The sequence below is a fragment of the Luteimonas terrae genome, from assembly GCF_031457535.1.
GTDB classification, from domain to species: domain Bacteria; phylum Pseudomonadota; class Gammaproteobacteria; order Xanthomonadales; family Xanthomonadaceae; genus Luteimonas; species Luteimonas terrae_A.
This window is the reverse complement of the sequence record NZ_JAVDWO010000002.1, coordinates 1-23,544: the sequence shown is the minus strand read 5'-3', so window position 1 is coordinate 23,544 and position 23,544 is coordinate 1. Positions and strand designations below refer to the sequence as shown.

Genomic DNA, 23,544 nt, shown 5'->3' with positions numbered 1-23,544 from the left:
GTGATACCGAAGTAATACTTTCCGCTTTGTGACGCTGGTCCGGACCAGGAGGCCCCTGCGCACGGTGGCGATCGCAGTCAGCAAACTAGTGAAGCGCGTTTCGCTGCTGACTCAGATGCGAAGCGATCTTCGGCACCAGCGCGATTCGACGCCTGTGAAATGCGAACACGCCAGCCCTGAGCGACTGAAAATCCCGGGCGGCCCAGTGTGCGTATAACGCAGCCAGCTCATCATGCACATCGTCGATCAGGGACTGCTTGGCGCGCCGAACGGGCGCAAGCTGATCGTTCGTGCGCTTCACTGCTTCGTGCAGTTCTTCCTGCTCAGCAGATTCCGCAATCGCATCGAACAGCATGCAGACCGACTTGGGGATGTCGTTAGGATCGAGTACGGGTGCAGGCGCGATGGAAGCTGCAGGCGGTGCCTTTTCGCATCTGTCGATGGCCCAGAGAAGAAGGGTCTGCATCCAGTCGTAACGCGCCCGCAGCGCCGCCTCACGCGGCATTGGGACGTGGAAGCCGCCGCGGGCATGGAGTTCGATCAGGCCGGCTCCGCGTAACTGATAGAGCGCGTACCGCGCAGGCGTGACGCTGGTGCGGAACTCACGTGCCAGCGCACGCGGGTCGACATGTTGTCCGGGCAGGTACCGGCCCTCCAGGAGGGCCCGCCGAATGCGCTCGAAAAGCAGCATGCTCTTGGTCTGGATCGCGTTCATCGCGGAACTCCGTGTCGGCGTCAAGCGTCGTCCTGTGACGAAATTACTACAGCTTCTCCGTGCGCGCGATTGCACGCTTGCGGCGTCTCTAGAAACTTCCGCTTCCGGCAAAGAACGGATCTAGGCGACTAAAGTCACCTTATGCCGCTCCCGGCTGTAGGTAATTCCTGACACAGGCATCCGACTCGAACCGATAGCGCTAGGCGCCTGACACATCAATGATCGGCTCATCCACAAGCATGGATGGAGCGGGCCATGGTCGAGATCAGAGCGCTGGAAGGCGGACGGTTTGAAGTCCACGCAGAGGGGCGGCATTGCGAGGCGTTCGAAGGTCCTTTGGGGGCGATCGCCGCCGCCCATGCTCTTGCCGCGGACATCGCGCAGGAGACCCATGATCCTGTGACTATCGTTTCGCCGTGGGGCGACCGTTCGGTCTCCGAAGTTCGCAGGATGTCGTGATCGCATGCGTCTGACTTTGCTGGTTGCAGTTGTTCTCGCACCCCTCGCCTCGTTGGTGACGGCGGCAGACACCTCTGCCGGCGCGCACGCCAAGGCCGGAGCCTGGGTGGGGCGGGACGCATCCGCTCTCCTGATGGAGCTTCGGGTTGACGGCGGGCGCATCCAGATCGACGAAGACGACGCGACGCTGGAAACCCGCTACACGTGGCGCACGGTGACCCCTGCTTGGACCGAGCGCATCCACGTCTCGGGCGGCGAGCTGATAGGAGTGACGGTTCGAAACAACGTTCATATGCCGCACTACACCCCGATCATTTACGACGAAGTCGACCATCCCGAGAAGCACCGCTGCGACATCACCTATGTGGCCGATCGCGAAGGTGTCGTGCGTCGGTTCGAATTGAAGGGTCCCGATTGCGACGAAGACGTGGTTGGACCCAAAGGCTCGTGACTCGGCGCCCTATCTTTCAGAAGGAAGTGGCATGAAAGCGATCAGCTTAAAATTTGTAGGCGTTGTAGCAGCCTGCCTCACCGGCGCGGTGGTGTTGTCGTCGCCAGTGCTTGCCCAGTCGCGGCCCGGCGTGGTTGAGGAAATCCAGCCCATCGAGAACCGCGGCGACGACACATCAGAGCGCAAACGCCGTGGGCGGTCTTGGGGAGAGAAGTTGGGAAGCTTCGGCGGTGTGGCAGCCGGGGTGGGCTTGAGCCGAGCGGGACACACTGGGGCAGGGTTGGCAGTCACGAGCGTGGCCGCAACCAGCGGCGACGCAATCGGCGGCGCCGTAGGTGAGCGCATTGCGGGTGAAGGCCCCACCACTCGTTTCATGATCAAAGTGCGCTTGGACGAAGGACGCGTGCTGACGCTTACGCAACTGCGCGAACAGATCGACGGCCTGGGCGTGGGTAGCCGAGTGGTGGTCGACGGAAGCGGCGACGAGGCGACGCTGAGCGCTGTACCGTAATCCTTATGCGTCGTGCGCGCCCACGCGCGCCAGTGACCTCTCCCTCTTCGTGGACGGACTCCAAAGCAGCCCGCTACTTAATTGCGGGGGGGGCGTCGCTGCGACAGCACTCACCCGCCATGAAAAGATTCGATAACAACAGCTCTGACCGCGCAACAACGCTACTGGCAATCTGAAGTACTCATACACGCAAAGGCGCAAAGGGGACGGAGGAAATTAATCAATCCCCGGAACTAACGCTGCCAGGTTCACCTACTTTGCGGGCTGATGCCTCTGGCCGTGTCTTTACTGTGCCTTGAGCCAATCCTCCAGCATCGATTCGGACATGGGGCGTGCGAACAAATAGCCCTGGAAATGATCGCAGCCCATCCCGATCAGCAAGTCGCGTTGGGCAACGGATTCGACGCCCTCGGCCAGCGCACTCATGTGCATCACTTGCGAGATCTCGATGATTTTGCCCAGCAGGCGTTGTGCGCTGTCCTGGGCGGCGGCTTCCTGCACGAACTGGCGATCGATCTTCAGCTTGCGCACCGGCAGCTGGCGCAGCGTGGCCAGGGACGAATAGCCGGTGCCGAAGTCGTCCAGCGCCCAGGTGATGCCCAGCGCTTCGATCGCCCGCATCTTGTCGACGATCACCGAAGCGTTGGTGGACAACGCCGATTCCGTGAGCTCCAATTCCAGCAAAGCCGGGTCGATGCCCGCTTGGCGGATGACGGTGGTCAAGGATGGTGTGAAGTCCTCTTCCATCAGCTGCATCGGACTGACGTTGACGGCGATGCGGAGATGACGGGTCTTCGTGCTTTGCGACCATCGCTTGAGCGTCTCGCAGGCCTGTCGCAACACCTCCAGACCGATCTCGTTGATCAGCGTGCTTTCTTCGGCCAACGGGATGAACACATCCGGTGACAGCAGCGTGCCTGACGGGTGCCGCCAGCGCGCCAGCGCTTCAACGCCCGTGACCGTGCCGTCACCCCGCACCTGCGGCTGATAGTGCAGTTCGATCTGGCCGTTGCGCACGGCCCGTCCCAGTTCGCGTTCGAGTTGCAGGCGCTTGCCGATATCCGCCCGGTAGATCTTGAAGATGGTGGCCAGCAGCGCGATGGCGAAGATGATGTTGGAGCGTGCGCCCCATTCCCGCACCTCGACAGGCGGCGAAATCCCCGGCGCCAACGGGTCCAGCGCGCCGGTTGCGAACGCAGCGAACGCGGCCAGGCAGATCATGGGAAAGACCAAGGAGCCGTAGCGCTCGCGTGCGTCGAAGATGAAGGCCGCGGCGGCCGCCAGCGGAAGCAGGAACATGTGCGCCGATCGTGGCACCCATGCAATGGGCGCGTCGATCAACGCGATGCCGCACACCGCGACCAGGATGCCGTGTGCGACCAGCAGGACCGACTGGCCATCGCCTCGCCTTCTGCGGGCCAGTGCCAGCACGCCGACCACCGCAACGGCGAAGAACAGCCCCGCCAGTTCCGCGCGATCGAAATACCAGTAGCACACTGTCCACGCCAGCCCGAGTGTGATGGATGCCACGCCGGTCAACGTCAGGATGGCTGCCACCTTCTCGCGCCGCGCCGTGGTCTGGAACTTCAGCATTCCATGCTGATCGCGCCTGTTGATGGTCGTCATTCTGTTGATCGTTCTTCAGCGCTAGCGCGACGTGGCTCCATCAGTTCGTCTTCCCGTAAGAAGGCTGATTGGGCAAGGTCAATTGAGGGGGAAGTTCTGGCGCAACAGATGCGGCTTCGAGGCAGCGCCACTCCGTTCCGGATGATGCCGGTTCCGTGTTCATCTTTGGTCCGCAACGTGCGACTGACGTCATCAACTGCGAACGCTGTCACAGCGCTTGGCGTCGATGCACTGCCGCGTGAGCAGCGCATGCCGTCACCTCCCTGCATGTCGCCGCCGAGTGGCGGGGCAACCTAGCAACTGAAGGGTACGAAGGGGGCGGAGGTAATTGAGCTTTCGCGTGAAAGCCAACGGCGCGAGGTTTCCGTTCGGGGCAGCGGTCTCGGCTTCGACCCTGTGTAGGCGGTGCTGAATCTGTTTGATCAACGCGTTGCCCAACGTTGCTGGGACCTTCTCGGCCTTGCCATGCCGCAGAGAACAAGGCTGACGCTGCCAGCTTCACTTTCTTGCCCTGGTTGCCGGCACAATCGCGTTGCTCACAGGGAGCGTGGACAAGGAATTCAGATGCGTGTACGTGTCTCGATGTTGGTGATGCTGTTTCTTACCGCATCCGCCACAGCCAAGCCGCCTGCTGAGACAGCCTTCGATGAGTGGCTGGACGCGTTCAATCGCAACGATCGCGCAGTCCTGACCGAGTTCAATGCACGCCGCTTCGGCGAGCCCGATCACAACATCGAGTACCTGCTCGACAGTGGTGAAGAGACCGGCGGCCTCGACGTCATCCATGTCGAGCGCAGCGAGCCATTGGAGTTCGTCGCGTTGACGCGGGAACGCAATTTTCCTGTCGAACGACGGATCACGGTGAAGCTCGAGGAAGCAGGATCTCTGCGTTTGGAACACATCACACAAGATCCGCTGCAGATTCCGCAGGCCAAAGCGCTGGAAGCATTCGACGCGTTCGCCACGCAGTTGGCAGCGGCGGACCGCTTCTCGGGTGTATTGGTGATTGAACAGAACGGTCAGCGCCTTTACGCCAAAGCGTTCGGACGCGCCAATCGCGAAGACGACATACCGGTGCAGTTGGACACGCCGTTCCTCTTCGCGTCGCAGGGCAAGATGTTCACCGCCGTGGCGGTGCTGCAACTGGTCGATGCCGGAAAAGTTGGCCTGGACGATCCCATCGGCAAGTTCTTGGCCGACTATCCCAATAGGGAGATGGCAGCGGTCACGATCCGGCAGCTGCTGTCGCATCAGGGCGGCACCGGTGACATCGGCGTCCTGCAGCCGGACGAAGGGCGCAACCGCGCGTGGGTGCGCTCCATCGACGATCTGATCAAGCTCAACGGCGACCGCGCACCGCAATTTCCGCCGGGATCGCAGTTCGAGTATTCGAACTACGGCTTCCTGCTGCTCGGCGCCGTGGTCGAGGCGGTCAGCGGACAGAGCTATTACGACTACGTGGCCGAACACATCTTCGCGCCGGCCGGCATGACGGCCACACGCTTCCCGACCCTGGAGCAGATGGGCGACGTCGCACGCGGCTACACGCAGACCGACGACGGCACGCTGGCGCCGAGCGTCGACCAGTTGCCATGGCGCGGCACGCCTGCAGGCGGCGGCGTCACCACGGCCGATGACGAAGTGCGATTCGTCGATGCGCTCAGGGCCGGCAAGCTGATCCCGCTGCCGCTGCTGGAAGAGGCGATCAAGCAGCAGACCGACTGGTACGGCTACGGCTTCATCGCCTCAGGCCCGGACGAGTTCCCGCACTGGGGCCACGGCGGCAGCGCGCCCGGCAACAGCGCCGCGCTGTCGATCTATCCAAGCAACGACATGACCATGGTGTGCCTCAGCAACCGCGACCCGCCGGTCTGCGATCGCCTGCTGACGCGGCTGCATTGGCACCTGTCGCCGCCGCCTGCACCGGGTGACGCCTTGGAGCGGTAATGCTGCGGCCCGTTCATCCCGAGCCGCGCCACGACCGGCAGTTTGCGCACCAAGAAAGTTTGATATAAATATCTATCAAATTTATAGAAAACTGATAGTTCGTCATGAAGCTACCGGTCAAGGCGCCGCAACTCAATGATTTTTTTGAAAAAAGCGGCGCTGGCGTTGCGGCGCTGCTGCGCCACGGGATCGGTCCAGAGGTCAACGGTGTCTATGACCATTGGGACCATGTCAGGCATCTGACGCCACCTGCTGCGCTGAGTGCCGAGAGCTGGTGGGCCGGCATCAAGTTGGCCCGCGCAGGTCTGGAGCGGCGCGTCGCCTTGGTCGACAAGGCGGGGCTGCCTTTCACCGTGTCGCTGACCAGCAACATGCAGCGGCAATTGCATTTTCTGGACCGCGAGGCAGCCGGTGCGATCCAGGCCAGCGGTCTGGTGGATGAAGACACGACCAGAAAGCACTATCTGATGCGTTCGCTGATCGAGGAAGCGATGACTTCATCGCAACTGGAAGGCGCCTCCACCACGCGGCAGATCGCCAAGGAGATGCTCAGCACCGGGCGTGCGCCCCGCGATCGCAGCGAACGGATGATCCACAACAATTACGCGATGATGCAGTCGCTGCGGCGGCGGCAGGCGCATCCGCTCACCATCGATTCCATTCTCGAGATCCATCGCGAGTTGATGGATGACGCAATGGATGATCCATCGCAGGCGGGCCGTCTGCGCAGTGCCGAAGACAATGTCGTCGTCCAGGACCGGCTGGACCCGGAGGTCGTCTTGCACGTGCCGCCGCGCGCTGCGGAACTTCCGCAACGGCTGCAGGCGCTCTGTGACTTCGCCAATGCCAAGGACGAGGGCGAGTTCCTGCATCCGATCGTCCGTGCGATCGCGATCCATTTCCAGATCGGCTACGACCACCCGTTCTGCGATGGCAACGGCCGCACCGCACGCGCCTTGTTTTACTGGTCAATGCTGCGGTCGGGCTACTGGCTGAGCGAGTACATCTCCATCTCGAGCGTGCTGAAGAAGGCGCCGGCGCCTTATATCCGCGCCTACCTCTACACCGAGAGCGATGGCACCGACCTGACCTACTTCGTCGCGCACCAGTTGAACGTCATCATCGATGCCGTCGAGGGCTTGCGTGGCTACCTCGCGAGGAAAGGACGGGAACGCAGCCAGGCCGAGACACTGCTGCGCCCCGGTTCTCCGTTGGGCGCGCAGCTGAACCATCGCCAGCGTGCGCTGTTGCTGCACGCCATCCGCAACCCTGAAAGCGCTTATGAGATCGCCGGTCACCAGGCGGCCCATCGGGTCACCTATCCAACCGCTCGCGCGGATCTGCTGGGCCTGGTCAAGCTGGGACTGCTCGATCAGGGGCGCAGCGGAAAAGCGTTCGTGTTCACGCCTGCGCAAGACATGTCCAAGCGTCTAAAGCGTTGAGGCAGCGACCATGCGAGGCAGCACGCAAGCAAATCCTGGCAGGTACGCCGGCAGCGACGATCGTTTCACGGCATGCAGGCTCGACGGCACGTAATTTGTCCATCAACCCTGCGAAGTGAAAAGGTGATCGACATGCTGAAGTTTCTGGCCTCTACTGCTGGCGTTATTTTTCTGATCGGCCTGATCGTTGTGATCGGTTTGTTGATGTTGATTTTCTAAACGCTCGGCGTCGCCATCAGTTGAATGCAGCGATCAGAAGGGCTCCGCGGCAACGCCGGGAGCCCTTTTTGATGGGGCGCGTATCGGGGCCGGGGCACTTGTCTGGAAGCGGGGCAGGCAAGTAACGGCGCCAGGTTCACTTACGCGGTGCGGTTCCAAGGCCCGGCGGCCGGTTTTCTGCGCCATGCGCGTTGTTGTCCCGAGGAGCGGCGAATGGACGCCGGTTCCACATCCAGGGAGATCCCGCATGACGCACGTCAACCGAGTCATCGCTGCCATGGCAGTCGCTGGCGCACTGCTGGCCGCAGGCTGCGCGAGCACCGGGAGTGGCAGCACGCCATCCGCGTTCCAGCCAGGCAAATACCAGAATGGAGAGACGGTCGCGATCTTCAACGCCGATGGCACGTTCGTCGGCACGACGACGACGGGCGACGACTGGGTGAGGGGTACCTATGCGGTGACCGGGAGCGAGGTCGTCATGCAGGACACCTGGGAGAGCGAGTCGCTGCGCCAACAGATGGGCAAGGACTGTATCGGCGTCGAGGGGCGCTACAGCTGGACGCTGGTCAGCGACGTGCTGACCGCGACGGCGATTGATGATCCCTGCGAAGGGCGCCGGCAGGGCACCAGTGGCGTGCCGTGGACGCGTATGCGGTAGACGGGTGCACGTGCCAACGTGTGGCAGTGCGGGCCGTGCGGCCCGTGCTGCGCTGAGACAACGCGGCCAGGTCTCGCGCTAATCCGCACGGCTCTGGGGCGATCGAGCGGGGCAACAGGTTTCTGCTCTCGGCCAGAGATGAAGCACTGTCCTGAGCGCTGCGATACCGGTTGCGGGTTCGACGCCACGCTGCGCATCGTCTTTGGCGAATGGACGTGCCGAGAGCGCTGGCAAGTGCAGCGCTCGTACATGCGAAGCGGACTGAGGCCCGGACTCGAGTGCACCGATTTCGGCGCGACACATTGATGGGCGCTGCCAGTCAGACGTGTGCGTTCCGCCATTCGGACTGCGGCCCTTGGGAGCGAGTGCACGCTAGAGCAGGCAAGTGCGACAAAGTGTCGCGTGGAGGCGCTGGGCGACAGGCCTAAGATGTCACTCGACGATCGCTTGCACACAATAAAGCTGCCGAAGCCGTGTTGTGCGGGAGTGCGCGCATCTCACCACACGCAGGGCCGAGTGACGGCCTGGAAGCAAGCAGACATGTACGACTGGTTCCCCATTGTCTTCATCGTGTTCAAGGTCGTCGTGCTCGGCACGGGCATGTTCTTCGCCATCAAGTGGCACCACGATCAAGCGAAGAAAGACGCGCAAGAGAAGAAAGACGCGCAAGAGACAAAGGAAAAGAACGAGCCCAGCGGAACGTAAGTGCCTGCCGACGTGCGGCCCGCGGCCGGCTCACCTCCCTGGGCAGCGAGCGTGCGCCCGTCGTGGCTGGGACAGGGCGCGGGCGGCGCGTGATTCCGTTGCTCCGCGCTTGTCCGGAATTCCACGCTCAGCCATATCGCAGCGCATCGATCAGTGCCCGCAGTGCAGGCGGTGTCTGCCGCCGGCTCGGGTGATACAGGTGGCAGCCCGCGAATGGCATGCACCATGCGTCCAGCACCTGCACCAGGCGCCCGGTGGCGATGTCGTCGGCCACGTCCTGTTCCATCTGGTAGCCGAGCACGGCGCCGCCGCGCACCGCGGCCAGGGCAACCTCCACATCGTCGACGACCAGCGGACCGCGGGTGCGGATGCGGATCTCTCGGCCTTCGTGCGTGAACTCCCACGGCAGCAGGCCGCCCGAGGTGCGCAGGCGGTAGCCGATGCAGGCGTGGTCCTTCAGATCGTCCGGGGTTTGCGGTGCGGGGTGGCGGGCGAAGTAGTCCGGCGTGCCGACGACAATCGTGCGCAGGTCCGGGCCGACGCGCACCGCGATCATGTCCTGCTCGACGGTGTCGCCGAAGCGAATGCCGGCATCGAACCCGTCCGCGACGATGTCGGTCAGGCCGTTGTCCACCACCACTTCCACCTGGATGCCCGGGTGGGCGAGCAGAAACGCCGGGAGCCTCGGCGCCAGCACGCGCTGCGCGGCGTAGCTGAAGGTGGTGATGCGCAACGCACCCAGCGGCTGATCGCGCCAGGCATCCAGTGCGGCCAGGCCGTCCTCGATGCCGGCGAGCGCGGGGCCGAGCGACTGCAGCAGGCGCTGGCCGGCTTCGGTCGGGGCCACGCTGCGGGTGGTGCGCGCCAGCAGGCGCACGCCCAGCCGCGCCTCCAGGGCGCGCATCGCGTGGCTCAGGGCCGAGGGCGAAATCCCCAGCCCGGCGGCGGCGCGGGTGAAGCTGCGCTCGCGGGCCACGGCGGCGAAGGCGAACAGATCGTTGAGCTGGCTGCGCTGCATTGCTGCAGTGTGCTCACAAGCCCATGCGCCCGGCAACGGCTAATCGCGCGCGGCCTCCGGCCCTAGGCTGGTCGTCCGGCCCGCACCGCGGGCAATGACACAGGGCATCCCCATGGATCTCACCCATTACCGCACCCTCGGCCGTTCCGGCCTGCTGGTGAGTCCGCTGGCGCTGGGCACGATGACCTTCGGCGCGCAGCGCTGGGGCACGGATGCCGCGGCGTCGCGGGCGGTGTTCGACGCCTACGTCGATGCGGGCGGCAACTTCGTCGACACCGCCGATCTCTACAGCGACGGGCGCAGCGAGGCGATGCTCGGCGACTTCATTGCCGAGGCAGGCGGCCGTGAGCGCCTGGTGGTGGCCACCAAGTCCGGCTTCCCGCGCATGCAGGGCAATGCCCACGGCGGCGGCAACGGCGCCAAGAACATCCGCGCCGCGCTCGACGGCTCGCTGGCCCGGCTGCGCACCGATTACATCGATCTGTACTGGATGCACGTCTGGGACCGCATCACCCCGCCCGAGGAAGTGCTGCAGACGCTCACCGACGCGGTGCGTGCCGGGCGCATCCTGCATTACGGGTTCTCCAACACGCCGGCCTGGTACGTGGCGCGGGTGGCGACGCTTGCACAGGCGCACGGGCTGCCGGCGCCGATCGGGCTGCAGTACCAGTACTCGCTGCTCGATCGCGGCGTGGAACTGGAACTGCTGCCCGCCGGTGACGCGCTCGGTCTTGGCCTGGTGCCGTGGAGCCCGCTGGGCGGGGGCCTGCTGACCGGCAAGTACGACCGCTCCAAGCTCGCCGATGCCGCGCGCAGCTCGCGACTGCCCGGCGAGGCGTCGGGCGACGACACGGCGCGCGCCGACGACGACGGCCGGCTCGATGGCGACAATCCCTTCGGCGGCATGCTGTTCACCGAGCGCAATTTCGACATCGTCGACGTGGTGCGCGACGTGGCGTCCGAGCAGGCGCGCTCGATGGCGGAGGTGGCCCTGGCGTGGGTCGTCGGGCGGCCGGGCGTGTCGTCGGTGCTGGTGGGCGCCAGCCGGGTCGCGCAGTTGCAGCAGAACATCGCCTCGCTCGATATCGCGCTGACCGCGGACCAGCAGCAACGCCTGGACGACGTGAGCCAACCGCCATCGCTCAACCCGTACTTCATCTTCCAGCTGCGGCCGCGGATGCGTTTTGGTGTGGACCATGCGACGGGATGGGGGCAGCACTAGCGGCGCCGGTTGTATGCATGGTCGATCGCCGCAGTGCTCCATCCGCCCCACCGTGAAGCCGAGGCGCGAAGCGAGCGGAGGGTGCGGAAGGATTCTTTCCGGCGATGGCTGGGACGGCGCTGCGTGCATCCGGTCTTGCAAGAGCGATCGCTAGACTCGGGCGCCCTGTTTGCCCTGGAGCATCGTGGAGACCGAAGCAGACGTCGAACGGCTGAACGTCGTGGAGCGCACTGGCCTGGCGTTCCTGCGCCGAGGCTGCCGGCGCGACGACAGCGAGATCCGGACGTGGCGGGACGAAGACCGGGCGCGGATCCGTCGATTGCAGGTGTTTGCAGTCGTGCTGTGCGGGCTGTCCGGTGCCGTGTCTGCCGCGCTGATCGGTGCAGCGGACCTGTGGCTGCGCGAGGTACTGGTCACCGGCGCGGAACCGTCGCTGTTCTCGCCGGGCAGTGATCCCGCGTATTGGGCGTCGTACGGCGGTATCGCGGTGCTGATGAGCCTGCTGGAAATTCTGGCGATGTACTGGGTACTGCTGCGCAGCGTTGCCGGCATTGCCGATGCGGCCGGCTTGTCGTTCTCCCAGGGCGACGCCGCAGACGTGCTGACGACGGGCCTGTCCCGCGCGGCGCTGGACATCCCCAACCCGCGTCGCGCGCTGCACGGCATCGATCCCTACGTGCGGGCCTCGCCGCTCAAGCTGCTGGCCTACACCGCGCTGTACCGCGTAAAAGTCGGCGCGACCAGTTTCGTCGTACGCATCCTCGCCCGGCGCGTGCTCGCGCGCAGCAGCCTGCGTGTGCTGCTGCCTTTCGCGGCGGTGCCCGTATTCGCGGGCTGGAATGCGTTGATCGCGTGGTGGGTGATCCGCGAGGCGCGCGTGCGGGCCGCGGGTCCGTTGGCGGTGCGCGAGGCCGTTGCGGCGCTCGAGCGGGCAGGGCTGGACAACGACGGCAAGCGCCTGGCCCTGGATGCCGTCGCCGAACTCGTCGTCGCGGCCCAGGACGCGCATCCCAACTACGACCTGCTGCTCGCGCGTCTGTGCGAGGCCTTCGACATCGACGCGCGCGTTCCCGAGTGGGCCGATGTGCGCGCCCGTCTCGACGATGCCGATGCGCCTACGCGGCACGCGGTACTGGCACTGATGACGACGACCACGGCCCTGCGCGGGCGCAGCTGCCGCCGGCAGCGACGCGTGCTCGAAGACGCCTGCGCCGCGTGCGACCTCCCGCTCGGCGACGCGCTGGACGTGGCGCAGCGACGGATTGCTGAAGGACGCTGCGAATCCGAGTGAGGCGTCGCGCTGGATTGGTCAGCAGGGACGACGGGATCCGGCGCACCGGGGTGTCAGCGGTGCAGGCGCGCTGTGCAGCGAGGGGCTCACGCGGGTACCCGGCTCACCCAGCCGTGGATGAGCCCGGCCTGGAAGAACGGTACCGGGCGCTCGAAGCCACCGTCTTCGAGAATCGCGGCGACCTCGCGCGGCGGGAGCACGGCGACATCGCGGCCGTAGGCCTCGCGGATGCGCTGCAGGGCTTCTGGCGAAACGTCGGCCATCGACATCATCCGCATCCATGCGGGTAGCAGCACGTCGTAGCCGGGTGATGCGGTGTCGAAGGCGAGATCGGAACTCGCCAGCAGTCCGTCCGGGCGCAGGCGCGCGGCAATGCCGGCGAAGAAGCGCACGCGGGCAGCACGGTCCACGAGAAACTGCGAAACCAGAAAGCAGGTGGCGGCATCGAACGGCGCCTCGGTGGGCAACGATTCGAGAAACCCGTGGTGGAAGCGGCATCGCCCGGCGAAGCCCTCGGCTTCGGCGCGCGTGCGGCAGGCGTCGATCATCGCGCCCGATGGGTCCACCGCGACGAACTGCCAGCGCGGAAAGGTCTTCGCCAGATGGGCCAGTTCCTGGCCTGTGCCCACGCCGACGCACAGTACGTGTGCATCTTCCGGCAACCCGGCCAGCAAGGGTTCGAGCAGCAGATACATGCAGTCGCGGATTGCAGCGGTCTTCGCCCATTGCCGGTCGTAGCCAGGCGCCTGCTGGTCGAAGAGGGCGACGAGTGCATTGGGCTGCATTGCGGACACCTGGGAGAAGTGGGCTCACCTTCGATGCTAGCGAACGCGTCAAGTGTCGAAGACGCGGCACATCGGTGCCGGCAGGTCATGCGCAAACATGCCGGCCGCGTCGGCTTGAGGGTTTGTGAGTCGATGCGACTCGACGCGTAGAGACAGAGTGCATGCCGGACGGACAGGCAAGCCGACTGCAGCAAGTCGAGCAGGCGATAGATATGAGACTGCTCGGCGCGCGCGTCGGAGCACTTGGCGTGGCTCAACGAGCTTGTCCGCGAATCACGGGAACGTCGGCGATACGTGCTTTGTCGCGCTCGCGCGCAGACAGCACTGGCGGTCGCGCGTGGGGCGCAAGAACGCGTCGAGTGCGGAGTGCGGAGCGCGGTGCCGACACGCGCGGCCTGTTTTTCTAAGCGTAGCTACGACTGGATCGTCCGGGATTGACGGTGGAATCAGGAGGCCGGAAGCACGCGTCCAAAGGCCACAAGCGTTCAATTCGTTACATTATTACATTACAATTCTGGCTCGAGATCTTCGGATCCCAGATCGCATTTCGATGGTGCGCGCTCATTCGCCGGTGCGTGCGCAGCGTGCGGTCAACGGCCTTCCTCACACGAGACCCAGAATGAAAACCCGTTTGTTGTCCTCCGCAGTCGCCAGCATCCTGCTCGCGCCACTGGGTGCGTTTGCCCAAGACACGTCATCCTCCACCCCCGTCGAACTCGACGAACTGGTTGTGGTCGGCGAGCGCGCGCAATCGCCGCTTGCGGCCCTGCCCATGTCGGTCCTGAGGGGCGATGAGCTGGCGCGCCGCCGTCAGGGCGGCCTGGGCGAGACACTGGCAGGCCTGCCGGGCGTCCATCTGGACAGCTTCGGTGGCGGAGCGTCGCGGCCGGTCATCCGTGGCCAGACGCTGCCGCGCATCGAGATTCTCTCCGATGGCGCGACTCTCTTCGATGCGGCCTCGGTGTCGCCCGACCATGCGATCACGACCGACCCGCTGTTGCTGGACGCGATCGAAGTCATCCGTGGCCCGGCGGCGGTGATCTATGGCGGCAATGCCATGAACGGCGCGGTCAACCTGATCGACAGCCGGATCCCGAAGGAGATTCCGCGCAACGGATTGAGCGGCGGCGCCGAAGTCCGTCTGGGGTCGGGCAACCGGGAGAAGGCCGGCGTGGGCCGGGTGACGGCCGGGTCGGGGCAGTTCGCCGTGCACGCCGAAGTCGCGCGGCATCACAGCGACGACTACGACATTCCGGGCGGGCAGCTGCAGGATTCCTTCGCGGATGGAAGCACCGGGTCGCTGGGCGCGTCCTGGATCACGGACAGGGGTTACATCGGCATCGCCCACACCCGCCAGGAAAGCGAGTACGGCCTGCCGGGGCATTCGCATACAAACGGTGTGTGCCACACCCACGGGATCGACCTGCATTGCGAAGCCCACGATTCCTACGAGGATCCGTTCGGCTCTTCAGACGAGCACACCGCACGCATCCAGCTGCGCAACGCGCGCACGGACGTGCGTGCCGACTACACCGATCCGTTCCCGGGCTTCCGACATCTCCGGTTGCGCCTGTCGTCGACCGATTACCGGCACGACGAGATCGACGGGCCGGCGCTCTTCAGCCGCTACACCAACGATGTTGAAGATGGCCGGATCGATCTGACCCACAAGCCTCTATGGGGCTTCACGGGGACCTTCGGCGTGCAATACACCGACGGCACCTTCAGCGGACTCAACGTCAACAACCTGCACGTGGAATTTCCCGCCAATGGCTACGCGCTGGTCCCGCCCTATACGCACGTCACCAGGAGTCGTGGCGTTTTCCTGAGCGAGCACCGGGCCTTCGGCGCATTTGCTCTCGATATTGCGCTGCGCAAGGACTGGCGCACCATCAACGCCCCCGCGCCCGGGTTCCGGCATTCGCTGACGCCCGCCTACCAGGCGCTGTTCGAAGGGTGGTACGGCCCGGACTGGGAGCAGGTGCTCAGGGACGAAGTGACCTCGACCTATACCGCCCGCAACCCGGAAGCCCGGCAGAATCCCTTCTCTGCATCTGTCGGCGGCACCTGGAACCTCGACGATGGCTACGCCATCGCGCTTTCGCTCGGGCGCACGCAGCGCGCGCCCAGCGTGCGCGAGCTCTACGCCTACGGGAACAACCTGGCCACCAACAGCTACGAGGTCGGGCTGGTGCGCTCGCGTGGCGCCTCGCCGACCTTCCCGGCGAATCGCCCCGATCTTCTGGAAACCACGCGGTCGGCCGATCTGACGTTCCGCCGCGCCGGAGGGCCTGTCGAGTTCGAGGTGGGCCTGTTCCATCAGGACGTTGACGACTATGTCTTCGCACGCCTGATCGAGACCGAATTCGAAACCGGTGTTCCGCACAACTACCTGCTCTATACGGCAGCCGATGCGAAGTTCACAGGTGTCGATGGCCAGGTCAGCGTCCGGTTGAATGACGATCACCGGTTGACCCTGCTCGGCGACTACGTGCGTGCCGATCTCAGAAGCGAGGACGACAACCTGCCGCGGATTCCCCCGGGCCGATGGGGTGTGCGCCACGAATGGTCGAGCGGTCCGTACACCTTGGACGCCGAGTACTTCCGGACGTCCTCACAGAACCGCATTGCGTCGTACGAAACGAAGACCGGTGGCTACGACATGCTCAATGCGACATTTGCCTACCGCCTGGAGCTGACGGCACGGCATTCGGCGGAGTTCTACATCCGCGCGACCAACCTGCTCAACGAGACCGCCTATGTGCATACCTCGTTCGTCAAGGAACAGTCGCCGATGCGCGGCCGCAGCATGGTCGTCGGGGCCCGCTACACCTTCTGATCTGGCAAAGCGTCGACGGCGCCGGGTTCGCTTGGCCGAACGCCGGCGCCGCGTCGTCCTTGGAGCGAAGAGCGCGCGCGTTGCAGCGAGCGGGGGCGTGAAGCCGACGGCGCGCATTGCATGCTGTGCGCCGATTCGTTCGCATCGGCATTGGCGTTCCGAGCCCATGTCAGGTTGCAATCCCGACGCGGAAACCGGACTTGGACTTCAGCATCAGGATGCGCAGCAGATCCGTCGGCGGTCTCCGGCATCTGAAGATCCGGATTCGCGGAGCGCGCCCTTCGTCTTACTGCGTATCAGCTTCCCGGCATCGCACGGGCGCCTCTTCGCCGGCGACGAACGCTCTCGTCGCCCCCGCGAAACAGTCGGGTGCGACGAATGCCAGCAAATGCGCGCCCGCATCCACGGTGCTCAGCTGCACCGGACCGATCGTGCGTAGTGCGTCCACATGCGCCAGCGCGCCCGCGTATGGCGTGTTGGGATCCAGTGTGCCGTGGACGACAAGGGTCGGCGGTATCGCCGCGGGCAGACCGCCGAAGAATCGGTCACGCGGATACAGCGGCAGCGGCGTGTCTACGAGGAATCCGGGGATGGGACTCGTGAACAGCGCGTCTCGCGCTTCTGCTTCCACCGTCGTGGGGTCGAGGTCTCGACGGTCGTTGTTCTCCGAGGCCGAGATCAACATCACCAGAGGCAAGGATGGCGGCGAGAACGGATCGGTGGTCAACGTGGTGTGGATGGCCTGCAGATCGTCGAGGGCGGTCTGCAATGGCGCTGCGTCATCGCGAACCAGGGCGTCGACGATTTGGGGAATGCGTGCGCGCAGGCTGGGAAAATTGAGCAGCATGCCGAGTGTGCGGCGCAGGTCACCGCCAGGCACGTGCGCGCGCCACGGCGCGTCTGCGTCCGTCGCAAGCAGGGTGCGATACGTCACGACGTCATCGGGACCGAGCAGCTCGCGCCCGACGGCATCCACGACTGCGGTGCGATGGCCGAGATCCCATTGCGCGGCCGACTCGGGTGGCACCAGCCCATCCAGCACTAGGCCGTCGAGCGGCTGCGGCGCGACCTGCAGCATGCGCAACGCGAGCTGGGTGCCGTAGGACACCGCATACAGACGTACCTCGCCGTCGCGCCGATGGCGGGCAATCAGCGTCGAGAGATCCTGCGCCGCCTCGGTGATATTGAAGGCGGCGGTACGCGCAGCATTCGCGTGCAGCGAACCGATGCACGGCCCCCATTCCTCGCCGGCAAGCGCCACACCCTCGGCGCTCTCGGGTGATTCCTGCTCGGGGCACAGCCGCGTCGAACGGCCCGTGCCTCGGTGATCGGGCACGATGAGATCATGATCGGGGAACGCGGCGCGGAACGTTGCCAGCAGCGGATGGAACGATGCGCCCGGCTCACCCGGTCCACCGGCAATCAGCCAGACTTCGCCCCGCCGCGTTTCCGGCGAGGCCGCCGGAACGCGCCGCACGAACACCTCGATTGAACCGTCCGCCGGTGCCTCGTGCCGCAGGGGCAGTGCGGCGGTGAGGCATTCGCTGTCCACCAGGGCATCTGCAGATGGCGCAGCGCAGCCACCGAAGCGCTCCGCCGCCGAACCAGGGCTGGTTGCGCAGGTGGCCAGCATGAGAAGCGCTAGAAGTGGAAGGCGCATCAGCAGGGCTCCAGAGTCGGGAGTCGAACCTATCACTCGGACACGCGCCGGCACGCGCGCCGAAGTCATGCGTGTGCGCCGCGTGCGGAAGTGTTGCCTACGCACCCGGTCCGCCAACGACATCGTGCGCGGGGCCGGCGAGTGCCTGAGCGTGTGCGCGCCTCCCGAAAGAGCGGTGTCTGTGTCAACGTTCCGGCGCTGCATTCATCCTTTGGTATCGTTCCGCCGCACCTGAAGATCTGTAGAGGCCCAAACGTGTGAACAACGCTGATGCGGTTCGGACCCGGGTTGCGGTGGTCGAAGACGACGACGAGTTGCGGGAAGAGATACTGCTTCCGCTTCTGCGCCGCGAAGGATTCGAAGCCATCGGCATGCCGAGCGCCTTGTCCCTCTATCGGGACTTGGTGGCGACGCCTTTCGATCTGATCCTGCTCGACGTCGGCTTGCCCGACGACGATGGCTTCGCGATCGCACGTCATCTTCGCAAGGCGGCATCGAAGGTCGGGCTGGTCATGCTGACCGGCTACGCATCCGCGCCCAGTCGTCTGAGGGGACTGGAGGCCGGGGTCGACGCGTATCTGACCAAACCTATCGATTCCGCCGAACTCGTCGCCACCTTGCGGAATCTCGAGCGCCGCCTGGATTCCCGAGACGCAGCGCTGCCCCGGATCGGCTGGAAGCTCGACGAACTCGGCTGGAAGATCCTGCTGCCCGATGGCCGTTCCATCGAACTGAGCCTGCCGGAGCGACGCCTCATGGCGCAACTCGCCGCGACGCCGAGAGAGCCGGTGACACGTGAAGCACTGATGGCCGTGCTTGCGGAGGACGCCGACGATTTCGATCCGCATCGGCTCGAAATGCTGATCCATCGGCTACGCAAGAAGTGCCTGCAGGCGACGGGGCAGGAGCTGCCTGTTCGTACCGTTCGCGGCGTTGGTTACGTGCTGGCGTGGTAACGGATTGACGGCTCGATAGTCTTCAAACCGCTTGTGCGGGTCCGCACAAGCGCGGACGAATGTCAGCTCGGCGTGCCTCTGAACGCCACTTTCTGAAAGATTTTCCGTTGCAAGATTTGGTGAGGAAGCGTGCGTGCCTCACCGCACCGCCTCCTGTCTAATTCCGCCCGTTGTTAGGGGTGCGCCGCGCTGTCGGCGCCAGTCAAGAACTCGCATACCGCTTCAGGCGGAAGGTCTTCGGCCTTCCGCGGAGCGTGTAGGCGTCTGCGTGCGTGGGCAAAGCGTACGTCAGTCAGGTCGGGGATGAAGGAATGGGCATGAGCCAGCACAACAGTCAGAGAAAACGCCGCATTGCAGCGGGTCGCACAGGTGCGCTGCCAGAGGCGGGGCGCAACCTCCTCAGATTGCTTGCACTGATCTTCATGCTCGGGTTGTTCCTGCCTGCGCAGGCACAGACCGCACGCACCGCTGATTGCATTCTGTCGGATCCGAATTCGAACGGTGAGCATGTCGACGAGATCTGCTGGCTGCAGTTCGGCGCTTCGGGCACATCGCTCGCGACGCCGTATAGCCAGCAGCGGACCTTCACTCTGCCCGACGGCTCCACGATCCAGATGACGGTGGAACTGGCGGGGGGCGTCAACGGCGGCAATGGTGTCTACCAGATCAGGCAGGCACCGGTCTGGAGTGGTTCGAATTTCAGCGGCACCAGCGGCTATTACCGCCTGCTCACGCCGAACGGAGTGGGCTTGCTCAGCGAAAACGGGGGCGGCAACGGCACGGTGTTGACCCTGCGCGATGTCAAGCTGTTTCGCCCCAATGGGACCGAGGTCACCAATGTCCCCTTCGAGCTGATCGTCGCGGACGCCGAGCGCCTGAACTCGAATCCCGAGCACATCGATTTTGGTGTCGTGTCGGGTGGATCGCCCTGGGAACTCGTGGAGTGGCTAGGTACTGCCCCGGCCTCGGCCATCGCGATCGGATCGAGCAGCGGCACCTCCATCCCTGCGCCGGGCGGCGGCAACTACCAGAATCTCGGCTTCCCGTTTGCATCGGGGAATCCGGCCGGCACGATCGCCTGCAATCCGGCCACATTCATCGATTGCCTGCGCGTCCGCGGCGAAACACAGAGCTCTGGCGCGAACGCACCTGTGCTTGCAAGCCGTCGTGACATCAACGCCGCCGCCACACCCTTCACCGTCATTGCGCAGGTACATTCGGGTGCGGGCCAGGCGTTCGCGGTTGGCGTGCGCTGGGGCGGTGTCCGACTGCGAAAGGCGCTGCCGCAGGGACGTTTGAACACGGCGGACCAGTTCGTCTACGAAGTGACGAATGTGCTGGATCAAAGCGTCATTTCCGCAGAAACGGCGGGCGCTTCCGCCATCTCGGATTACATCAGCGCCCAGGCGACGATGCCGGGCAATACGCTGACCCTGACGGAGCGGATGACGTCGGGGAGCGTGTCGACCCTGCAGCAATACGATCGCTCCATCAGCTGCGCCAACCCCGGCAATCCCGGATCCAGCACGGTATTGCCTGACGGCCCCTACGATCCGGACGCGCCACCGGCTGTCGATGTCCTGGAGTTGGGCGACGCCATCGAATGCACGCTCACGAACATTCCGAGAATCATCGACCTTGTGCTCGAGAAGTCCGCACCTGCAACGGCGTCGGCTGGAGCCGAGATCGAGTACCAGCTCGCGATCCGCAACGACGGCACCCACACGGCGACCGCGGCGACCTTCACCGACACACTGCCCGTCGGTCTGGGCGGCGTGTCGACGGCCGGCGTGACCTGCAGTGACGAGGAGGGTGGCGCAATCTGCGGCGATATCGCCGCCGCGGTCAGCGGAAGCGACGCCGCCGGGTACGTCATTACTGGTTCCGTCGAGTCGCTGCCTGCGGGCGCGAGCGTTGTCGTCACGGTTCGCGCCACACCGTTGGCAAGCGCGGTCGGCACGGATCTCGTCAACTCGGCGCGGGTCGACCGCGCGGCCACGGATCTCACCGTTGGCGAACAGGACGAAACCAACAACGCATCGTCTGCGACGGTGAGCGTCACCGCGCCTGCAGTAGCAGACGTCAATTTCTGTCCTGTCGACGGCGGCTTCTTCAACATCGTCAATGGCGTGGGCATCTACCAGTACGCGCCGGCCTCGGCGACGGACAGCCGCGTGGTTGGTCTGGACGCTGCGATCGGGAACAACCTCAACGGCCTGATGGTGGACCCGACCGGTCGGACCCGCCTGCTGTTCCACCAGTCCCCCAGCGGCGACGTGTGGGCCTACGATCCGACGCACCCGACCAGCCCCGGCTGGTATCGCACGGGCGCGACGATCAACGCACAGAACCTGCCGCGCGCTGGCATGACGGCTGACGGCGTGGGTTATCTCATCACTTCGGCGACGGGTGCCGGCACCGGCGCGACCGCGCAGATGTATCGACTTGTGCGTGATGGCGACTACGCCTATCGCGTCGACGGTCAAAGCACGCTCACCTACGATGTGGCACCGAGCGACTTCAATTCCGGCGATATCGCGTTCGACAGCACCGGTACGGGCTGGCTTGTCGCCGGCAACGATCTGTTCCGCGTCGACGTCGACGCGGGCACCGCCACCCGCCAGCAGAACTTCACCGGGGCCCCGGTCGGCGTGGACTACGCCGGCGCGGCGTTCGGCGGTGATGGCCGCCTGTACGTGGTCAACAACAGCGGTGGCACCTACTACGCGATGGATCTGGCGCAGGGCACGATGGTCGCCGTCGGCACCTCGACCAGTGGCGCGGGCCGCGATCTGGCCTCGTGCAGCTTCCCGGCGATCACGCCGGCGCAGCTGCAGGTCTCCAAGACACTCGCGTCGATCATCCGCGACGGTGCCGCCGTTCCGGCGGGCGAGCCGGCTGCGCCGGGGGATCTGCTCACCTACAACATTGAGATCCGCCACGTCGGCGGCAGCCAGGCTGCCACCGTGTTCGCCGGCGACGTCGTGGAAACCACGCCGATCAACACCACCCACGGCGCAGCCGCGGATGATTTCACCTGCGCCTCTGGCACCTGCACGAACACCGAGGCCCGCAACATCCGGCCCGGCGAAAGCACCGCGTTCTCGTTCGTCGTGCAGATCGACGCCATACTGCCCGCGACGGTCAGCCAGATCGCCAATACGGTCGCAGTCAACGGCATCGATTGCACCGCGGCCGGCAACGATTGCGACGAGACGACGCCGGTCGAAGGTGAGCCTGCGCTCAGCTCGTCCAAGGCGCTGACCGCGGTCAACGGCGCTGCACCCGCAGGCGCGGTCGCGCTCGGCGATGTACTCACCTACACGGTGGTGGCTGCCAACACCGGCAACGTCGCCCTGCCCACGGTGACCGTCACCGATACACGCATCACGCCGGACGCGATCACCTGTGCGCCGCTGGCGGCAGGCGCAAGCTGCACCCTGGTCGGCACGTATACGGTGACCCAGGCTGACGTCGATGCCGGCACCATCGCCAATACCGCGGTCATCACGACGCCCGATACGCCCGAGCTCTGTCCGGCCGGTGCGACCTCGGCGATCTGCCGTCCGACTGTCGAGATCCCGACGCAGACGCCTGCGCCTGCGCTGACGGTCGTCAAGACCGCCGGTACGCCGAGCGGCAACATCGCGGGCAGCACGATCGCCTACACCTTCCTGGTCACCAACACCGGCAACGTCACGATCACGGACATCGCGATCGACGACGCCCAGCTCGATGCCGCGGCCGTGTGTCCGGCGACGACGCTGGCGCCTGGCGCCAGCACCACCTGCACCGGTGTCCACACGATCACCCAGGCGGAAGTCGATGCGGGTGAGGTGCTCAACACCGCAACCGCGACCGGCACCCCGCCGGGTGGTGGCACGACGACGAGCCCGCCGGACGAAGAAGACGTGACGCTCGACTTCGAGCCCTCGCTGACCATCGTCAAGACCGCCGGTACGCCGAGCGGCAACATCGCGGGCAGCACGATCGCCTACACCTTCCTGGTCACCAACACCGGCAACGTCACGATCACGGACATCGCGATCGACGACGCCCAGCTCGATACCGCGGCCGTGTGTCCGGCGACGACGCTGGCGCCTGGCGCCAGCACCACCTGCACCGGTGTCCACACGATCACGCAGGCCGAAGTCGACGCCGGCGAAGTGCGCAACACCGCAACCGCGACCGGCACCCCGCCGGGTGGCGGCACGACGACGAGTCCGCCGGACGACGAAGACGTGACGCTTGATGTCGAGCCTGCGCTGACGGTCGTCAAGACCGCCGGTACGCCGAGCGGCAACATCGCGGGCAGCACGATCGCCTACACCTTCCTGGTGACCAACACCGGCAACGTCACGATCACGGACATCGCGATCGACGACGCCCAGCTCGATGCCGCGGCCGTGTGTCCGGCGACGACGCTGGCGCCTGGCGCCAGCACCACCTGCACCGGTGTCCACACGATCACGCAGGCCGAAGTCGACGCCGGCGAAGTGCGCAACACCGCAACCGCGACCGGCACCCCGCCGGGTGGCGGCACGACGACGAGTCCGCCGGACGACGAAGACGTGACGCTTGAGCGCAATCCCAGCCTGGCGACCAACAAGATGCTGGCCGGCAATGCGGACGAGGATGGCAGCGGCACCGTCACCCTCGGCGACACCCTTTCCTACACGGTCACCGCGACCAATACCGGCACCGTGACCCTGCCGAACGTCGAGGTGCGCGACGACCGCATCACCCCCGCGAGCATCGTCTGCGCCAGCCTGGCGCCGGGTGCGAGCTGTGTGCTGACCGGGACCTATGTGGTGGCCCAGGCCGACGTGAATGCCGGCCAGATCATCAACACTGCGACGATCAGCACCGATGATCCGTCGGTGTGTCCGGCCGGCAACACGTCCGCGGCCTGCCAGCCGACGGTCACCACGGGCGTGACCCCCTACGAGATCGAAGCCAACGACGACAACTACGGCCCGGTCAATGGTGCCGAGGGTGATCCGTCGGTCGGCAACATGCTCGACAACGACACGGTCAACG

The 23,544-nt window shown here is 65.3% G+C and carries 17 protein-coding genes; 12 read left to right on the top strand and 5 right to left on the bottom strand.

From position 1 onward, the window contains the following. Positions 1-85 precede the first annotated feature (85 nt). Positions 86-715, bottom strand: coding sequence for a GntR family transcriptional regulator (locus J2W68_RS02520; RefSeq protein WP_310232505.1), 630 nt, complete (start codon positions 713-715; stop codon positions 86-88). A 255-nt stretch (positions 716-970) separates the two neighbouring features. On the opposite strand from J2W68_RS02520, the gene J2W68_RS02515 reads away from it, so the two are divergent. From J2W68_RS02515 to J2W68_RS02505, 3 genes are read left to right on the top strand one after another with little or no spacing between them, the layout of a single operon-like run. Continuing rightward, positions 971-1,174: a hypothetical protein gene (locus tag J2W68_RS02515; protein ID WP_310232503.1), complete on the top strand. Its 204-nt coding sequence runs from the start codon at positions 971-973 to the stop codon at positions 1,172-1,174. 4 nt (positions 1,175-1,178) lie between these two features. Beyond that, positions 1,179-1,625, top strand: a complete 447-nt coding sequence (locus tag J2W68_RS02510; RefSeq protein ID WP_310232501.1) for a hypothetical protein — start codon at positions 1,179-1,181, stop codon at positions 1,623-1,625. A gap of 31 nt (positions 1,626-1,656) precedes the next feature. Next, a complete protein-coding gene (locus J2W68_RS02505) occupies positions 1,657-2,136 on the top strand; it encodes a hypothetical protein (RefSeq protein WP_310232499.1) in 480 nt (159 codons plus the stop codon). Positions 2,137-2,421: 285 nt separating this feature from the next. On the opposite strand, the gene J2W68_RS02500 is transcribed toward J2W68_RS02505, so the two are convergent. Continuing rightward, positions 2,422-3,762 carry a putative bifunctional diguanylate cyclase/phosphodiesterase gene (locus J2W68_RS02500; RefSeq protein WP_310232496.1) on the bottom strand — a complete coding sequence of 447 codons (1,341 nt, stop codon included), beginning with the start codon at positions 3,760-3,762 and terminating at the stop codon, positions 2,422-2,424. 405 nt (positions 3,763-4,167) lie between these two features. On the opposite strand from J2W68_RS02500, the gene J2W68_RS02495 reads away from it, so the two are divergent. The 4 genes from J2W68_RS02495 (at position 4,168) to J2W68_RS02480 (ending at position 8,733) form a co-directional block, all read left to right on the top strand. Then, positions 4,168-5,709: a serine hydrolase domain-containing protein gene (locus J2W68_RS02495; RefSeq protein WP_310232493.1), complete on the top strand. Its 1,542-nt coding sequence runs from the start codon at positions 4,168-4,170 to the stop codon at positions 5,707-5,709. 104 nt (positions 5,710-5,813) lie between these two features. Further along, positions 5,814-7,151 carry a Fic family protein gene (locus J2W68_RS02490; protein ID WP_310232490.1) on the top strand — a complete coding sequence of 446 codons (1,338 nt, stop codon included), beginning with the start codon at positions 5,814-5,816 and terminating at the stop codon, positions 7,149-7,151. Between the two features lie 466 nt (positions 7,152-7,617). Continuing rightward, positions 7,618-8,028 carry a hypothetical protein gene (locus tag J2W68_RS02485; RefSeq protein ID WP_310232488.1) on the top strand — a complete coding sequence of 137 codons (411 nt, stop codon included), beginning with the start codon at positions 7,618-7,620 and terminating at the stop codon, positions 8,026-8,028. 540 nt (positions 8,029-8,568) lie between these two features. After that, positions 8,569-8,733, top strand: coding sequence for a hypothetical protein (locus J2W68_RS02480; RefSeq protein ID WP_310232487.1), 165 nt, complete (start codon positions 8,569-8,571; stop codon positions 8,731-8,733). Between the two features lie 127 nt (positions 8,734-8,860). On the opposite strand, the gene J2W68_RS02475 is transcribed toward J2W68_RS02480, so the two are convergent. Then, positions 8,861-9,751, bottom strand: coding sequence for a LysR family transcriptional regulator (locus J2W68_RS02475; RefSeq protein ID WP_310232484.1), 891 nt, complete (start codon positions 9,749-9,751; stop codon positions 8,861-8,863). Between the two features lie 112 nt (positions 9,752-9,863). On the opposite strand from J2W68_RS02475, the gene J2W68_RS02470 reads away from it, so the two are divergent. Then, complete coding sequence (locus J2W68_RS02470) at positions 9,864-10,973, top strand: aldo/keto reductase (RefSeq protein WP_310232482.1); 1,110 nt, start codon at positions 9,864-9,866, stop codon at positions 10,971-10,973. Positions 10,974-11,157: 184 nt separating this feature from the next. Next, positions 11,158-12,264 (top strand): LBF_2804 family protein, encoded by a 1,107-nt coding sequence (locus tag J2W68_RS02465; RefSeq protein WP_310232480.1) that lies wholly within the window; start codon positions 11,158-11,160, stop codon positions 12,262-12,264. 86 nt (positions 12,265-12,350) lie between these two features. Here the strand turns inward: J2W68_RS02465 and J2W68_RS02460 are convergent, their stop codons facing one another. After that, complete coding sequence (locus tag J2W68_RS02460) at positions 12,351-13,049, bottom strand: class I SAM-dependent methyltransferase (protein ID WP_310232477.1); 699 nt, start codon at positions 13,047-13,049, stop codon at positions 12,351-12,353. Between the two features lie 619 nt (positions 13,050-13,668). Here J2W68_RS02460 and J2W68_RS02455 point away from each other — a divergent pair. Continuing rightward, a complete protein-coding gene (locus tag J2W68_RS02455) occupies positions 13,669-15,888 on the top strand; it encodes a TonB-dependent receptor domain-containing protein (protein WP_310232474.1) in 2,220 nt (739 codons plus the stop codon). A 286-nt stretch (positions 15,889-16,174) separates the two neighbouring features. Here J2W68_RS02455 and J2W68_RS02450 read toward each other — a convergent pair whose 3' ends face one another. Next, entirely contained in the window at positions 16,175-17,440 is a 1,266-nt protein-coding gene (locus J2W68_RS02450; protein ID WP_310232472.1) for an alpha/beta fold hydrolase, read from the bottom strand. Positions 17,441-17,805: 365 nt separating this feature from the next. On the opposite strand from J2W68_RS02450, the gene J2W68_RS02445 reads away from it, so the two are divergent. Next, the gene (locus J2W68_RS02445) at positions 17,806-18,504 is read left to right on the top strand and encodes a response regulator transcription factor (RefSeq protein ID WP_310232470.1); all 699 of its coding nucleotides are present in this window, start codon (positions 17,806-17,808) and stop codon (positions 18,502-18,504) included. Between the two features lie 404 nt (positions 18,505-18,908). Beyond that, positions 18,909-23,544 (top strand): DUF7507 domain-containing protein (locus J2W68_RS02440; protein WP_310232467.1); only part of this gene is annotated, 4,636 nt, incomplete at its 3' end.